Source organism: Ureibacillus aquaedulcis (assembly GCF_030418165.1).
Classification (GTDB): Bacteria; Bacillota; Bacilli; order Bacillales_A; family Planococcaceae; genus Ureibacillus; species Ureibacillus aquaedulcis.
In genome coordinates, this window is record NZ_JAUHTQ010000015.1 from 81,859 (window position 1) to 97,919 (window position 16,061).

Consider the following 16,061-nt stretch of genomic DNA (forward strand, 5'->3'; position numbering starts at 1 on the left):
TTATTTAGTAAATGTTGTGGAAAAGAGGGATCAATTTGTCTGATAGAAAAAGTACACTTTCGATTTTTGCTTTAGGCGGTATAAATGAAATCGGCAAAAATATGTATGTTATTGAATACGGTAACGATTTAGTCATTGTTGACTGTGGTGCAAAATTTGCAGATGAGTCGCTGCTTGGAATTAATCTGATCATTCCTGATGTCTCCTACTTACAGGAAAACAAGGATAAAATCCGCGGACTGGTTGTCACACATGGTCATGAGGATCATATCGGCGGAATACCCTACTTTCTGAAAAAATTAAATATCCCCATCTATGCAACTAGATTCACACTTGGGTTAATCGAATTGAAGCTACGAGAGCATAAAATTTTACGGGAATCTACTCTAATCGAAATTAACTCGGAATCCAAATTGGACTTAGGTGAGATGAAAGCTAGTTTCTTTAGAACAAGTCATAGTATTCCTGACTGTCTGGGAATTGTATTCGACACTCCAGAAGGCAAAGTTGTTCATACAGGTGACTTTAAATTTGATTATACGCCTGTAAATGACCAATATTCCGATATTCATAAGATGGCGAAGATTGGGGAAGAAGGTGTCCTTGCCCTGATTTCTGAAAGTACAAATGCTGAAAGGCCAGGCTCAACGCCTTCAGAAAGCAAGGTTGGTTCACATATTGAGGAAGCTTTTCTTAACGCGACGGGAAAAATTATTATCTCTACATTTGCTTCAAATGTGAATCGCGTACAGCAAATCGTCCATGCAACCATCAAAACAAACCGTAAATTAGCTCTATTGGGCCGTAGCATGGTCAATGTTGTAAAGGTCGCGAAGGAACGGGGCTATGTTGAGATTCCAGATTGGATGCTAATTGATTCGAGGGATGTGAAACAATACCCACCAGGGCGTGTTGTTGTTTTATGTACCGGCAGTCAAGGTGAGCCACTAGCAGCTCTATCTAAATTATCCACAAACAATAATAGGGATGTTCGAGTATTACCTGATGATACGGTAATTTTTGCTGCATCCCCTATACCTGGCAATGAAAAAGGGGTTTCAAAAATTGTTGATAACCTCTTCCAATTAGGGGCAAATGTTATTTACGGTTCTTCGACCATCACTGGTATGCATGTTTCAGGGCATGGTTATCAAGAAGATCTAAAGCTTATGCTTACACTTATGAAGCCGAAATACTTTATCCCGATCCATGGTGAATATCGTATGCTTCACCTTCACCGTATATTGGCTGAAGCGGTCGGTGTTGAACGCAACAATACCTTTATTATTCGAAATGGCGATGTAGTGGACATTGCAGAGGGTGAAGCTCGTCAAACCAGAAAAGTAACGGCTGGGGATACTTATGTAGACAATGTTGGGGATGATGAAATTGTTGAAATTGTACTCCGTGACCGCAAGCAGCTTTCTGAAGAAGGGATGCTGGTCGTGGTCGTCACGATTAATAAAGAAGATGGTAAACGAATCTCAGATCCCGATTCCATTTCCAGAGGCTTTGTTTATGCAAGAGATTCAGAAGAGTTGCTGCAGGGCATCAATGACGTTGTAAAAAGAACTGTAGATCCATTTAAAGATCCTAATATCATCGGCATGAAGAGAGCTATAAAAAAAGAGGTGGGTATTTTCTTATTTGAAAAAACGAAGAAAAAACCGATGATTCTCCCTATAATCATCGCGATTTAAATAATGGCGAATTGTTACTTGTCAATGTGTAACAATTCGCCATCCTTATTTCCGATTATAGATTTATATCATTATGTGTGGAGAAATGAGGAGGATTTGGATTCGGTTTTTTACCAATAGGTAATGGATCTTTCAAGTACATAAAGTCTCCCGTACCATCAGGGGCAGATCCTTGTGCCCATAGTCCCTCTGATGATTGCGTTCCTGCTGATAAATCCCAGAATTCGTAAGCATGCTGCTGAGAATCCATTTCCGCTTCTGGCGGGAATGAGCCTGGTACAGCTACACCGTTCTTCTCTTCCAGTTCAGCAATAGCTGCCATCCATTGATATTGGTGATAGCGGTCACGCGCAATCATATTACGGAAAACACTTCGAACTCCTTCATCGGTTGTCATTTCATATACACGCGCTACTTGCAGACGCCCTTGGGATTCGGCATTCAAATTGGCACGAAAATCAGCTAGTAAATTTCCGCTTGCAGCGATATAACCGGAATTCCATGGCACACCATTCGAATCTTTCGGTGTGGCTCCCAAACCACTTACAATAAGATGCTGCGGGTTTGTACCACCCATGATTGCGGCCGTCATCGGATCCTTCGCCGCTTCGATTTGTTCTGCTGGTGAAACTCCATCAAGTAATTGGCTTATAAGATTACAAAGCATCTCCACATGGCCAATTTCTTCTGTCCCGATATCCATCAACATATCCTTGTACTTTTCTTCCCCACGACAGTTAAATCCTTGGAAAAGATATTGCATCATTACACTCATTTCACCAAACTGCCCACCGAGCAATTCCTGAACCTGTCTTGCTAATACTGCATCTGGACGTTCCACCTTCACTTCAAATTGTAGTTCTTTTTGATGTCGAAACATTGGTAACCTCCTGAAAACGATTATTACTTCGATTACTTTGTTCGAAGTTAACTATCAATTTCACTAAATTTCAATGCATAAACATAAAAATATATTATTTTTAAGAATACTTTTAATTTACAGGGGGAATAGTAGTATCGGTTATTTCTAAATTTGCAAAGCTTTGGAAATAAAATTAATGCGATTAAACCAAAAGAGAGGATGCTGTTCATGGAAAAAGACCCTTCAAAACAAGAAAAATATCAAACTAACTACGAAGATGATGCAACATTAACCAACAGACAAGGACATCCGATTACAAATAACCAAAATATCCGAACTGTAGGAAATCGCGGACCGGCTACTTTAGAGAATTACGACTTTATTGAAAAAATCAGTCATTTCGATCGTGAAAAAGTTCCGGAACGAATTGTACATGCCCGTGGCGCTGGTGCCCACGGATACTTCGAAGCCTACGGTTCAGTAGGCGGTGATCCTGCTTCAAAATATACACGTGCAAAACTGTTTCAGGAAAAAGGAAAACAAACTCCTGTATTTGTCCGCTTTTCATCTGTAGTGCATGGATTGCATTCGCCTGAAACACTGCGCGATCCACGAGGGTTCGCCGTAAAATTCTATACAGAAGATGGCAACTGGGATTTGGTGGGCAACAACCTGAAAATCTTCTTCATCCGCGATGCCATGAAGTTCCCGGATATGATTCATGCCTTCCGTCCAGATCCTGTGACTAATATCCAGGATTCGCGCCGTTTCTTCGATTTCTGTGCCAATACACCCGAATCCTTCCATATGGTGACTTTCGTTTATTCGCCATGGGGAATTCCCGCGAATTATCGCATGATGCAAGGCTCTGGTGTTAACACTTATAAATGGGTAAACCAAGATGGAAAAGCTGTGTTAGTAAAGTACCACTGGGAGCCAAAACAAGGGATTAAAAACTTAACCGTTAAAGAAGCAGAGGAAATCCAAGGTAAAAACTTCAACCATGCAACACAGGATTTGTATGAAGCCATTGAAAAAGGAGACTACCCTGAATGGGAGCTATTGGTTCAAATAATGGAGGATGGACCTCATCCCGAGCTTGATTTTGATCCACTTGACGATACAAAGCTATGGCCGAATGATCAATTCCCATGGCTGCCTGTTGGACGCATGGTATTAAATAAAAATCCTGAAAATTACTTTAACGAAGTAGAACAAGCGGCTTTCGGCACTGGTGTACTTGTTGATGGATTAGATTTTTCTGATGACAAGATGCTGCAAGGACGCACTTTCTCCTATTCGGATACACAACGTTACCGTGTAGGTGCAAACTATTTGCAATTGCCAATAAATGCTGCGAAAAAACGTGTTGCAACAAATCAAGAAGGCGGTCAATTACGTTACTATAACGATAAAGCTCCTGGCCAAAATCCTCATATTAACTATGAGCCCTCCAGTATGGGTGGTTTAAAGGAAGCCGAGCAAGCAGGTGTAGAGCACACGCCTAAAGTTGAAGGGAACTTGGTGCGTGAATCCATTGACCGCAATGACAATACGAAGCAGGCGGGTGAAACCTACCGTAATTTCGAACAATGGGAAAAAGACGAGCTGATCAACAACTTGGTAAATGATTTAGTCCATTGCCCTAAAGATATCCAAGATAAAATGATTGCTCTTGCCCAGCAGGCCGATGAAGAATATGGCCGCCGTTTAAGTGAAGGCATTGCACAGAAAACAGAATCGATGTTAAAAGAAGACCCAGGATTCAGTCCACGTCCACTCGGTGCCAAAAATGCTGCACAGGCAGTGGATGATGCAGTAGAAAAAGGACATGAAGCCGATCCGTACTAATGCATATTAAAAAGCCCGCGAAATCCTCACGGGCTTTTTCGCATTTTATTAAATTGACTAATCATTATAAGGCCTTTCTATAATTTCGTTTTCCATCATACGTATAGAGGACTGGTTTATTTTCGACATATGTTTCCATATGAACGGGGCGACCCCATAGTTGATAAATGTATGGCAATACATGTTCCAGGTAATGTGGATCTAGCTCCATTCCCTCGAAACCATGCTTTAAATACAACTCACCATTTCGTAAATAGTCCCCATTGTCTACAACGATATATGGGAAACCACCATTTACTCGCATGGAAACCAGCTGGTCGCGTACATTTTGATAATCTTTATCCGTAATTTTATAATCGGTGCCCTTCTTTTCGAACAAATACATGTCTTCTTGTTCAACCAGCTCTTTTGTTAAGTAGTTTCTGATAAAGGAAATGTCCGATTCAATTTCACGGACTTCGAAGATTTTTTCCCTTCCTGAACCCGGTTTTACACCCATCTTAATCATTTCTTCAGTAGGGTTATCGTAGCGCCTTTCAATATCTTCAAAGATTTTCAACCCTAGGTAGTATGGGTTAATGGATGTTTTGGATGGCTGGACAACACCTGCATTTAGTTTTGCATACTCGATGGTTTCATCCGTCGTTAGGTTCAGTTCTCTCATAATACGTTGGTGCCAATAAGACGCCCAACCCTCGTTCATTATTTTTGTTTCTAATTGAGGCCAGAAATAGAGCATTTCTTCCCGCATCATTGTTAAAATATCTCGCTGCCAATCTTCCAGCTCTCGACTGTGCATTTCTATGAACAGAAGCAAATCCTTTTCAGGCTTTGGCGGGAATTTTTTCTTTTTGTATCGAACCTGCAACTTTGGCTCCTCTTTTTTATCTAAATCCCATAAATCATCATACGGTGATTTTGCAACGGTCACCTCATCCTCTTCAAGCTCATCTTCATATTGCAATAAATTTGGCCTGACAATGGAAGGATCAATATGTTCCTGAATTGCCAGGATTGCATCCAAGAATTCCTCAACTTCCTCTTTTCCGTAAAGCCGTTCGTAGCTTGCAATTCGATCTGCAGTAGCAGTCATGCTTTCTACCATATCACGCCTTGTATTGGAGAATCGAACATTATTTTTGAAAAAATCACAGTGAGCCAATACATGAGCGATAATTAGTTTATTTTGAGTTAACGTATTGGTATCCAGCAAAAATGCGTAACAAGGATTAGAGTTAATCACCAATTCATAGATTTGGCTCAGGCCAAGGTCATATTGCAGCTTCATTTTGTGAAATTGTTTTCCGAAGCTCCAGTGCGAAAAACGTGTCGGCATTCCATATGCACCTATTGTATAGATAATTTCTGCTGGACAAATTTCATAATGCATTGGAAAGAAATCTAAGCCAAAACCTATGGCAATGTCATTTATATCTTCAATCGCTTTATGAAGCTCTTTTTCCACCTTATCTCCCCCAATAGAAAAACACGATTTTCACCCGAAAAGTGAATTTACCTTTAAACTGCTTTTCGTTAAACAGTCGTCTCTTGCTTTTGGAAAAAGTTTTTCAATGTATCATATACATCTTTCTTCTGCCTTATCACATAGTGACGGAACTTAGGGTTATCAATTTTCTTAAAGGTTGACATCAATGAAGAATAACGATTATTTGGATTGACCTCACCATAACCAAACATACTGGAAAGCTCTATTAATTCATTTACTAACCTCAAACATTTCTCGTTGTCAGTTGAAAAGTTTTCGCCATCTGAAAAATGTACCGGATAAATATTATATCGAACTGGATTATACTTTTGCTCAATCAATTCCAGGGCTTTGGAATAGGCTGACGAGCAAATTGTTCCCCCACTTTCACCCTTCGTAAAAAACTCTTCCTCAGTCACGACTTTTGCTTCTGTATGATGTGCTATAAATTCGATTTCAACTGTTTTATATTTTGTTCGCAAAAAACGAGTCATCCAAAAGAAGAAGCTTCTTGCACAAAACTTTTCAAAATTCCCCATGGAACCACTTGTATCCATCATTGCAAGCACAACTGCTTTGGTTTCGGGTTTTGTGACTTCATCCCATGTTTTAAACCGTAAATCATCATTATGAATGGGGGTAATTTCTGCTTTTCCCTTCATTGCATTTCTTTTAATGGCGGTCAGAATCGTTCTTTTCTTATCGATATTCCCCATTAGGCCTTTTCTGCGGATATCATTGAACTCTATCTTTTCCGTTGAAATGTCGGCAGTTTCTTTTCTTTGCAGATTAGGAAGCTCTAACTCCTTGAATAGCATTTTTTGAACATCTTCCAAACTTACTTCGGCTTCATAATAGTCATCACCAGGCTGGTCTCCAGCTTTTTTGCCCTGACCCTGCGCTCCTTGATTTCCAGGTTTTCCATCACGGGCAACGACATCTCCAATCTGGCTATCGCCTTGTCCTTGGCCAACATGTTTTGACTTTCCGTAGTTATAGCGTATTTTATACTCATCCAATGAACGAATTGGGATTTTAATAACCTCTCTACCATTCGACATTATTATACTTTCTTCACTGATCAAGTCTGGTAAATTGTTTTTAATAGCATCCTTTACCTTATCCATATGCCGTAGTTGATCTTGGTACCCTTTACGATGGAGTGACCAGTTTTCCTGAGAGACGACAAAGTTTCGGTTCTGATTTTCACTCATGTTATCCTCACCCATCTTTACTAAAGTTTCAATTTTCTCATGAAAAGAAAAAGACTTTTCTTATGATATGCGAATTTTCTGACAAATTGCATTACTTTACTCAATAAATATCTACTTGATACAAAATATTCTAATGACCCAATATTTATCTCTTACAAAATTTTTGTAATATGAAGATAAAAAAATGAGTGTCCTAAATTTTATGGACACTCCTCTCAATATATTCCTTCTATTAACTATCTATTTAGTAAACTTCCGACATACCTTAATAATTCGTTGGCTGAGTTGGAGTCATAGCCATGCTCATCTATTAATCTTGCAACCACCTCATTAATCTTTTTCAGCTGTGATTCATCAGGCGTTTTTGAGGAAGTCGTGATTTTCACCACATCTTTTAAATCCGCAAACAGTTTTTTCTGAATGGCTTCTCTTAATCTTTCATGCGAATTATAATCAAATCGTTTTCCTTTACGCGCAAATGCAGACAGTCTGATTAAGATTTCTTCACGGAATGCCCGTTTCGCATTCTCGGAAATACCGATTTGTTCTTCAATCGAACGCATCAGTTTTTCATCCGGATTCATTTCTTCCCCTGTAATTGGGTCACGAAGCTTGTTTTTATTGCAGAATGCTTCTACATTATCCAGATAGTTATTCATTAAATGCTTCGCAGATTCCTCATAGGAGTAGACAAATGCTTTTTGTACTTCATTCTTCGCGATTTCATCGTATTCTTTTCTCGCGATAGCAATGTAATTCATATACTTTTCGCGATCTTCTTCAGAAATGGATGCATGCTGGTCAAGCCCCTCTTTTAAAGAACGCAATACATCCAGGGCGTTAATCGAAGGAACCTCTTTACGAATAATCGCAGAGGAAATTCGATTAATTACATAACGAGGGTCAATACCGTTCATACCTTCGTTAGGATATTCCTTCTTTAATTCCTCTACATCAACCGAATTGAATCCTTCGACACTTTCCCCATCATAAAGCCGCATTTTCTTAACTAAATCGATGCCTTGCTTTTTGGGTATTTCCAACCTTGTTAAAACAGAGAAAATCGCTGCAGCCCGGAGTGCATGTGGGGCAATATGAACATGTGCCATATCACTTTCTCGTATCATTTTCGCATAGATCCGCTCTTCCTCACTTACCTTTAAGTTGTAAGGAATCGGCATGACGATAATTCGAGAATGCAGTGCTTCATTCTTTTTGTTTGAAATAAACGTTCGATACTCAGTTTCGTTTGTATGAGCGACAATCAATTCGTCTGCACTAATGAGCGCAAAACGGCCAGCTTTGAAGTTTCCTTCCTGTGTCAAGGATAACAGGTGCCATAGAAACTTTTCGTCCAACTTCAGCATTTCCTGGAATTCCATCATTCCTCGGTTTGCTTTGTTCAGCTCCCCGTCAAAGCGATAAGCCCTTGGATCTGATTCTGAACCGAACTCCGCAATTGTCGAGAAATCAATACTGCCTGTTAAATCCGCAATATCTTGTGATTTTGGATCGGATGGTGTAAAAGTACCAATACCTACCCGTTTATCCTCCGAGAAAAAGATTCTCTCTATCGTAACATCTTCAATATGGCCGCCATACTCTTGTTCAAGACGCATTGTATTTAATGGGGATAAGCTTCCCTCTATGCGAATTCCATATTCTTTATAGAAGTCTTCCCTTAGATGCTGCGGTATAAGATGAAGAGGGTCTTCATGCATCGGGCACCCTTTTATAGCATATACAGCACCTTCGTCCGTCCGCGAATATTGCTCCAACCCTCGCTTGAGCAGCGTAACTATTGTTGATTTACCACCGCTTACAGGACCCATTAATAATAGGATACGTTTACGTACGTCCAACCTTCTAGCAGCTGGATGGAAATATTCCTCCACAAGTCTTTCCAATGCCGTTTCCAGTCCAAAAATTTGTTCTCCAAAGAACTGGAACATTTTCTTGCCATCTCTTTCTTCTACTCCAGAACTCTTAATCATATTGTATACACGCGAATGAGCTGTTTGAGCAACTTGAGGTCTTTCCTTAACCAACGCTAAGTAATCTGCAAATGTACCTTCCCACTTCAGGCTGTCCTCTTCTTCTTTGTAACGTCTAACCCTGTTTAAAATATCGATAGTTCTTACCTCCATTCAGGGTGAGTTTTTATCAATGTATGAAGCGAATCACTTAATGATACCGAATACTTTTTTATAATTTTTGGAGTCACCGCACTTAATAGGAAAGCAATTTACATCAGAGAAGCAAGGCTGCGAAAGATACATAGAACTATGAAAATCTAGATGCGTATTTTATTTACTTATTTTGCTTCAAGGGGTTTGTATGAATATTTTAATCTTGGGGTTCATATACATGGGTTGTTAGAATGCTAGGCTTATTGATACGGTTCTTTGACAATAAGACTTAGTTGCACCTGTGCAGACAAGAAAGTAATCTGCCAAAAATGAAAGGAGGATCTTATGTTTTCTCAGTATAAGTATTGGAAACCTTTCGTTGGTCCATTTGATCCCTGCAAACCAATACGCGTTAAAAGTTACAACACCCCTCCACAGCTGTATATGAATTTTCAGCCACCAGGCCTTCAACAATTTACGCCTCGCGAAGCACTAATGTCCGGTACACTTTGGCCACAACTATATAGCCCTTATCCAGATCCGCATAAAGGAGGGAAACCACATGGCTAAGCAAATGCCACCAGAGTATTATCAATGCCTCGAAGAAATTCAAGCGTTAGACTTTGTATTAGTGGAACTAAACCTCTATTTAGATACCCATCCTCACGACTTTGATGCTATTCAACAATTCAATGAAACTGCGCAAATGAGCATGCAGCTAAAAGTAGAATTCGAAAAGAAATTTCACCCGCTGATGAACTTTGGCAGAAGCTACTCAAACTATCCATGGAATATCGACGACTCCCCATGGCCATGGCAAGTCTGAAATTTGAAGAACGCTCGCCCAGCTCTGACAACAACTGGCCGACAAAAACGCCACGTCCATGTGGCATTGTCGGCACTTGCACAGTCCGTGTGCGGCGCAGGGGCTGACTGTAAGGACGCTCTTTGTCCTTGCAGTCAGCACCGAAGTTGTCGAAGAGCTAGCGTTCGCAACTAGACAACACAAGAGGAACTCAGCCAAAGAACGTTACACACGCAAGCAATGGCTAAGTGACCCACTTCCTGTGGGCCCAAGAACGCTCGCCCAGCTCTGACAACAACTGGCCGACAAAACGCCACGTCCATGTGGCATTGTCGGCACTTGCACAGTCCGTGTGCGGCGCAGGGGCTGACAAAAGGACGCTTTTTGTCCTTGAAGACACCATCAAAGTTGTCGAAGAGTTAGCGTTCGCGATTAAAATATCATATGGAACTCAGCCTAAGAGCGCTACACACGAGAGCAATGGCAGTGATCCATTTCGTGCCGGCATAAGTGAAGCGGCTCACCCATCAGTAACTAAAAAGTGAGGATTGTGAGGGGAGGAAGAAGGAATGTTTTATTATGAAAAGAAACTGCAATACCCCGTTAAGGTCAGTACATGTAACCCGATGCTTGCGAAGTTTTTGATCGAACAGTACGGTGGTGCTGATGGAGAGTTAGCAGCTGCCCTCCGGTATATGAATCAACGATATACAATCCCTGATAAGGTTATTGGCCTACTTAATGATATAGCGATGGAAGAATTCTCCCATCTGGAAATGATTGCCACAATGATTTATAAACTCACGAAAGATGCCACTCCAGAACAAATGGTTGCCGCTGGACTTGGCGATCACTATGTAAACCATGATAGAGCATTATTCTACCATAATGCTGCTGGTGTTCCGTGGACGGCTTCATACATTCAAGCAAAAGGCGACCCAATAGCGGATCTCTATGAAGATATCGCCGCAGAGGAAAAAGCCCGCGCAACTTATCAATGGATTATCGATATTTCCGATGACCCAGATTTGAATGATGGATTGAAATTCTTGCGTGAAAGAGAAATTGTACATTCCCTCCGTTTTAGAGAAGCGGTGGAAATTTTAAAAGACGAGCAAGGCCAAAAAAAAATCTTCTAATAATCTTTCCCTATCTTGCAGATATGCAGGAGGGGGATTTTTTTTTGATGGTGTACACCTGTAAATTGTTCTTGCTAATCTGTCTATTAACATGAGAAGATAGTTTCTATTGATTCTAATAGAAAGATTGGTGAGCATTTGTGAATACAAAAGCTTTATTATTAGGGCTCCTTACTGTTCTTATCTGGGGTTCAACCTTTGCGGCAAATAGCTTTAGCCTTCAAGGTGGATTTTCAGCAGGACATCTACTATTATTTCGGTTTCTTGTTGCTTCAATTATCTTTGCTTGTATCGCCCTTGTTCCGAGCATGAAGTTTCGTTTACCAGATAAGCAAGATATCTGGAAAATTGTACTGTTGGGAATTATCGGGATTAATGGCTATCATATTTGCGCTACCTTTGGACAATTAACAATCAGTGCCGGTACTTCTGGAATGTTGATTGGTTCAGGTCCTATTTTCACAACGATTTTTGCCATCCTCGTATTAAAAGAACGTCTAAGTAAAGTGGGATGGATTGGATTAGCCTTTGGTTTTACTGGAATTTCGCTAATTGCAGTTGGTTCGGGAGATACGACTTTCGGTATCGCACCAGGCGTATTCCTGACAATCCTGGCTGCCATTGCGACATCCATCTTTTTTGTATATCAAAAGCCTTTGTTTAAAAAATATTCTGCCATCGAGTTAACGGCATACTTTACATGGGTAGGTACAATACCGTTCCTTCTCTTCGCACCTGGCTTTCTGGAAGCCATTCAAACCGTGCCAGTTGAAGTGAATATAACGGCAATCTATATCGGTGTATTCCCGACAGCTATTGCTTATTTAACTTGGGCTTATGCATTATCCCAAGCCCATGCAAGCTCCATCTCTACAGTATTGTACTTAGAACCGGTCATCGCCATAATTGTTGCTTGGGTTTGGTTGAGCGAACTTCCGAAATCCGTATCCATCATCGGCGGAATCATCGCCATATCAAGTGTTCTTCTTGTCAATTTCTATGGCAAAAGTCAAAATACCTTAAGTAAAACACAGCTTGACCCAAATAAGCTGAGTTGACGAGCATCACTTTGCAGCATGTTCCCTCTGGCCTAAATGAAAGCAAACCTACTCCAAAAAAATGTCCCAAAGAACATAACCTTTGGGACATTCTTTCATCTATCGATTACGATGAACAATTCGATTTAAGAACAACTTCAAAAAAGACGCATTTCCGGGAATAGATTCTATTGCTTCAACCGCTAAACAATATTGTTCCCATAATTCCCTTTTAGCCCCATCTATGCCCAGGATTGTTACAAAAGTAGAAGTATGATTCTCTTTATCAAGTCCAGCAGGTTTTCCTAGATATTCAAATTCTCCTTCACTATCAAGTAGATCATCTCTTATTTGAAAGGCAATTCCGGCATGACGGGAAAATTTCTTTAGTGCATCTATTTCTCTTTCATCTGCTTTCGCTAAAATGGCAGGCATCAGAAGGGCTGCTTCAAAGCCCAAAGCCGTCTTATAAAAACACATTGTCACAAGCTCATCCTTGGTCAGCCTTTTCTCCCTGGATTCTAAATCCATCACTTGCCCTTTACATATGTTGGCCGTGACTTGTGCAGAGTAACGTATTAACTCAAGAACAGTTTTTGCATCATATTCTTCCAGGAAGGTTTGTTGTTCAATTGCCTTTTGTGTAAGGAACAAACCGGTTATCTCTGCAATGGCGACATTGTATATTTCATGAATGGTTGGGCGCCCCCGTCTGTAGGCAGCATTATCTTGTGATGGCAAGTCATCAAAAAGAAGAGAGGCAGTATGCATAAATTCCAGCGACTTGAAAAGTGGAAAAAGACTGCTTTCGTTCAAACCATACATTTCTACTCCCGCGAACCATGCCATAATCGGTCTTAGTCGTTTGCCTTCCCCCATCAGACTGTAATTTGCTGCTTCCAAAACAGGGTCTTCTATAAACACCGATTCCTGGTCAGGCGAAATTAAGAGGGTTTGATTTACTTTTTCCTTCACGCTTTGTACTTTTTCTTTAAATGCTTCCTTTTCTTCACGCTGTCTTTTTAAATGGTCAATCATATGGTCACGTAGCAGCTTATCAAAGAACTCTACATCATCCCCCTTTTCAACCATCTTTTGCAAAGTTGCATTAAATTGAGGGAATCCCGAAGCAAATTGCTTCATCACCTTTTCATACTTCGCGCTGCCATGCTTTTCCTTAAATCGCTTCAGCCCATTGATGGCTCTATTCAAGATTACCTCACGGGTTTGATTGTCTGAATGATAGACATTATGAATTAAATTCGAAATCACCGCCCAATACATTTCAAAAGGATTGATCAAGTCTTTTCGAGAATGGTGATGCTGCATAAAATACGTATACGGTGTAACGGCGCCTGCTTTTAGATCTTCAAACATATCGGCAAAGTCATCCGCTAACTGATTATAGATACCATAGAAAAATGTGCGCTCCTCGAACCCATTGTCCGTTTCTTGAATGACAGATCGCGCAAGCAATCTGGAAGATGAAGACTTTAAGATGATCGGAATATAAAGATCTTCATTCGTATACGTATTATTGGATAATTCCTTTTGTCGGTCTAATTCTTGGGAATGGAAGAATACAAAAGCTTGCTCAAAGAAGTTAGCAGATGTTTGTTGGGTTTGAATATATTCAAATGCTTCTTTTAGTTCTGCATGAATATAATCCAGTATTCGGAGAGTCTCTTCTTTCCAGTCACTTCCTAAGTTTGGTACATTTCCGGTTAGGAGGGAAGTACGAATCAGCTGTGAATATTGTTCCTTCTCTTCTTTGGATAATAGATTGGAATCAAGAAGATCATCTATAAAGGGATAGGTTAAACCATAACAATAGCCCAACCGGATGGCTTTATCGAGCTTTTCTTTCCGTTCATCTTCAAAAGTACCTTCATTAAATCCATCTATTGTATGGAGTAGAACACCAGCAATGATTTTAATGAGCTTACGCTGTGCATTTACTGCATCCAGCTCTTCAGGTATATTGGCAGACACCGTATTTAACTTATTCAAAAGCCAATCCACCGTTAAAAGAATATCTTCTTGTTTGCCCTTTTGAATAATCCAGTCCAAGCTAAATAAATCCTTTTTTTCATTTTTTGCCGAATCCGTAAGAGATACCTTTAAGTCCTGAACAACATGATTAATTTTTGACTGTGTTTCAGGATGATCAAGTGTCTTACCTAGATCGCGTAAGTAGATATAAGAAATACTTCGCTTTAAATAATCCTCTAATTTATTTGTATAATCCAACCATTTAATATAATGAATCGTTTCTTTGGAACTTGGTTTTTTCTGTTTGGAAGAAAGAAATGAAAAAAAGGAAGGATGATGGATGTGGTTGACTTTCCACTCTTGAAAATCATCTACTAATTTAGGAATATAACTCTTTTCTGTTATCTGCTCATTGAGCAGTTGAAAATATTGCCTCGCTTGTTCTTCTAGTTGCCGATAAATTTGATCAGCATTAATGACTGCATTCATTTTTTCACCCTTGCCTTTTGCTCTTTTTTTCGAATAAGGTGGAGCACCAACTTTTACATCTCACAGTCTACTGGGGATACAACATTTACTGTATGTAGTTAAATCATATTCTGGCCACAGCATCTAAATGCCCATATGTATTACACAAGATTTTTTCAAAGATATAAGAAGAGGCTCAACCTTCGAATTTGAGCCTCTTTTTATTGTTTTCAAATAATAGCCGATAAGTGTTTTCTATAAATCTTAGGATATCTTGTTCTATCTCCTGTTCCACTTCACCTTTTTAGCCCAATAATCCTTCTTTTTGAATACAACTGCCTATTCTACAGTAATACTTCCATTATCAGAGACTAGCTTAATCACAATGTTTCCTTTTCCAATCGCTTGTTCAGGTATAGATTGACCATAAATATTGACGCTTCCGTTATCTGTCTTCACATCAAATCGTATATTTTCGGATTTATTCGTTGTTTTCACAAGAATTTGACCATTATCTGTTTCTAAATCCATCGGCTGCTCTATATTATCCGTTATAACCGTAAGCATACCATTGGATGATTCACCGGTAATCCTTCCTGTACTGTCTTCGATCACTGCATCTCCATTGTCTATCTCGACATCAATGTCTTGACTTGCAATGTCTTTCAATATAATTTTCCCATTATCTGACTTTGCAATGACCTTTTGACTTTCAACTTCTTCTAGCAAGATTTCCCCATTGTCTGTATCTGACACTAACTCCGCCGCATTTATCTGCGTGACATTTATTGTTCCATTATCCGTTTCTGCTTTTATCGTATCATAATCCTTCTTGGGTAACCCTACTAGGACTGCAGGTTTTTTTGAAAAGAAATTAAAAGAAAACCATCTAAATCCTTTACGCTCAACTACGATTTCCAAAGTTTCATCCTTTACTTCCACATCTAGTTTATAGCGGTTATTATCATTATTATCTAATTCAACGGTTGCTTCATCCTTTTGGATGGGCAAGAGTAGAATATCTGCATTGTCACTTTCTACCTCAACCCGAGAAAAATCTTTATCGATTGTAATGTCTTCCTCTTTTCCATTTTTCATAATCTGAAAGACAACTACAGCAATAATTGCCATTAAAGCAACCCAAATAAAGACCCTCTTTTTTTCCACGTTTACACTTTCCCTTCCATCATTACACTTTAATCTTATGATATATGTTAAAGTGACTTACCATAACGACCCTTTGCTGTAAATTTCTCTAAGCCTTGAGACGTAGCTAACGAAAGCAAAAAAAGTGGCGCTTATTAAAACGAATGAATAAGAGTTGATTAACGGCCTAAGCATGATGCTGGGACAAAACAAAAAACACCAAACTCACCGG

The 16,061-nt window shown here is 39.7% G+C and carries 12 protein-coding genes; 6 read left to right on the plus strand and 6 right to left on the minus strand.

What is annotated here, in order from left to right:
- The first annotated feature begins 11 nt into the window (after window positions 1-11).
- Entirely contained in the window at window positions 12-1,700 is a 1,689-nt protein-coding gene (locus QYB95_RS16115) for a ribonuclease J (protein WP_425609215.1), read from the plus strand.
- Between the two features lie 55 nt (window positions 1,701-1,755).
- On the opposite strand, the gene QYB95_RS16120 is transcribed toward QYB95_RS16115, so the two are convergent.
- Entirely contained in the window at window positions 1,756-2,580 is an 825-nt protein-coding gene (locus tag QYB95_RS16120; RefSeq protein ID WP_301139400.1) for a manganese catalase, read from the minus strand.
- A gap of 210 nt (window positions 2,581-2,790) precedes the next feature.
- On the opposite strand from QYB95_RS16120, the gene QYB95_RS16125 reads away from it, so the two are divergent.
- Window positions 2,791-4,413: a catalase gene (locus QYB95_RS16125; RefSeq protein ID WP_301139401.1), complete on the plus strand. Its 1,623-nt coding sequence runs from the start codon at window positions 2,791-2,793 to the stop codon at window positions 4,411-4,413.
- A 64-nt stretch (window positions 4,414-4,477) separates the two neighbouring features.
- On the opposite strand, the gene QYB95_RS16130 is transcribed toward QYB95_RS16125, so the two are convergent.
- The 3 genes from QYB95_RS16130 to QYB95_RS16140 form a co-directional block, all read right to left on the minus strand.
- Window positions 4,478-5,878, minus strand: coding sequence for a SpoVR family protein (locus tag QYB95_RS16130; protein WP_301139402.1), 1,401 nt, complete (start codon window positions 5,876-5,878; stop codon window positions 4,478-4,480).
- Window positions 5,879-5,946: 68 nt separating this feature from the next.
- The gene (yhbH, locus tag QYB95_RS16135) at window positions 5,947-7,113 is read right to left on the minus strand and encodes a sporulation protein YhbH (RefSeq protein WP_301139403.1); all 1,167 of its coding nucleotides are present in this window, start codon (window positions 7,111-7,113) and stop codon (window positions 5,947-5,949) included.
- 236 nt (window positions 7,114-7,349) lie between these two features.
- Window positions 7,350-9,260, minus strand: coding sequence for a PrkA family serine protein kinase (locus tag QYB95_RS16140; protein ID WP_425609216.1), 1,911 nt, complete (start codon window positions 9,258-9,260; stop codon window positions 7,350-7,352).
- Between the two features lie 327 nt (window positions 9,261-9,587).
- On the opposite strand from QYB95_RS16140, the gene QYB95_RS16145 reads away from it, so the two are divergent.
- From QYB95_RS16145 to QYB95_RS16160, 4 genes are all read left to right on the plus strand, one after another.
- A complete protein-coding gene (locus QYB95_RS16145; RefSeq protein ID WP_301139404.1) occupies window positions 9,588-9,812 on the plus strand; it encodes a spore coat associated protein CotJA in 225 nt (74 codons plus the stop codon).
- Complete coding sequence (locus tag QYB95_RS16150; RefSeq protein WP_137729980.1) at window positions 9,805-10,068, plus strand: spore coat protein CotJB; 264 nt, start codon at window positions 9,805-9,807, stop codon at window positions 10,066-10,068. Before QYB95_RS16145 ends, QYB95_RS16150 begins: the two co-directional genes overlap by 8 nt.
- A 548-nt stretch (window positions 10,069-10,616) precedes the next feature.
- On the plus strand, window positions 10,617-11,186 hold the full coding sequence (locus QYB95_RS16155; protein WP_301139405.1) for a manganese catalase family protein: 570 nt from the start codon (window positions 10,617-10,619) through the stop codon (window positions 11,184-11,186).
- Window positions 11,187-11,326: 140 nt separating this feature from the next.
- Window positions 11,327-12,244 (plus strand): DMT family transporter, encoded by a 918-nt coding sequence (locus QYB95_RS16160; protein ID WP_301139406.1) that lies wholly within the window; start codon window positions 11,327-11,329, stop codon window positions 12,242-12,244.
- Window positions 12,245-12,343: 99 nt separating this feature from the next.
- Here the strand turns inward: QYB95_RS16160 and QYB95_RS16165 are convergent, their stop codons facing one another.
- On the minus strand, window positions 12,344-14,704 hold the full coding sequence (locus QYB95_RS16165) for a polyprenyl synthetase family protein (RefSeq protein WP_301139407.1): 2,361 nt from the start codon (window positions 14,702-14,704) through the stop codon (window positions 12,344-12,346).
- Window positions 14,705-15,022: 318 nt separating this feature from the next.
- Window positions 15,023-15,850, minus strand: coding sequence for a DUF4097 family beta strand repeat-containing protein (locus QYB95_RS16170; RefSeq protein ID WP_301139408.1), 828 nt, complete (start codon window positions 15,848-15,850; stop codon window positions 15,023-15,025).
- Between the last annotated feature and the right edge of the window lie 211 nt (window positions 15,851-16,061).

Bases quoted from the DNA above. Each gene is read 5' to 3' on its own strand.
- QYB95_RS16120 (WP_301139400.1), bottom strand. From the start codon at position 2,580: ATGTTTCGACATCAAAAAGAACTACAATTTGAAGTGAAGGTGGAACGT.
- yhbH (WP_301139403.1), bottom strand. From the start codon at position 7,113: ATGAGTGAAAATCAGAACCGAAACTTTGTCGTCTCTCAGGAAAACTGG.
- QYB95_RS16140 (WP_425609216.1), bottom strand. From the start codon at position 9,260: ATGGAGGTAAGAACTATCGATATTTTAAACAGGGTTAGACGTTACAAA.
- QYB95_RS16165 (WP_301139407.1), bottom strand. From the start codon at position 14,704: ATGAATGCAGTCATTAATGCTGATCAAATTTATCGGCAACTAGAAGAA.
- QYB95_RS16145 (WP_301139404.1), top strand. From the start codon at position 9,588: ATGTTTTCTCAGTATAAGTATTGGAAACCTTTCGTTGGTCCATTTGAT.
- QYB95_RS16125 (WP_301139401.1), top strand. From the start codon at position 2,791: ATGGAAAAAGACCCTTCAAAACAAGAAAAATATCAAACTAACTACGAA.
- QYB95_RS16155 (WP_301139405.1), top strand. From the start codon at position 10,617: ATGTTTTATTATGAAAAGAAACTGCAATACCCCGTTAAGGTCAGTACA.
- QYB95_RS16115 (WP_425609215.1), top strand. From the start codon at position 12: ATGTTGTGGAAAAGAGGGATCAATTTGTCTGATAGAAAAAGTACACTT.
- QYB95_RS16150 (WP_137729980.1), top strand. From the start codon at position 9,805: ATGGCTAAGCAAATGCCACCAGAGTATTATCAATGCCTCGAAGAAATT.